This window comes from Shewanella sp. GutCb, assembly GCF_002836135.1.
Classification (GTDB): domain Bacteria; phylum Pseudomonadota; class Gammaproteobacteria; order Enterobacterales; family Shewanellaceae; genus Shewanella.
The window spans coordinates 1-217 of sequence record NZ_PJBL01000102.1 but is presented as its reverse complement, the minus strand read 5'-3'; the positions used below and the strand labels follow the sequence as shown (position 1 = coordinate 217).

Below are 217 nucleotides of genomic sequence, written 5' to 3'. Positions count from 1 at the left end.
CCCATCTTAGAAAGAGTGGCGCCTGGAAATGTTCGATTCGCACCTGGTTATATCGGCCACAACACGATTATGCCGATGCTACTGCCCCTGCATTCTGTCGTTCCGGCAATTCAGCAACGTAACAACACTCAAATCGCAGACGTAAAAAAGCCCGTTGCGTTAACAACGGGCTGTTCACTCTCTTTCGAGACCCATCTTAGAAAGAGTGGCGCCTGGC

General features: G+C 50.7%; 1 protein-coding gene. It reads left to right on the top strand.

Translation table 11 applies throughout. The features are described 5' to 3' along the window. Window positions 1-217, top strand: a 217-nt coding sequence (locus tag CXF86_RS22870; protein ID WP_180961123.1) for a hypothetical protein, incomplete at both ends; no start/stop codon positions are given.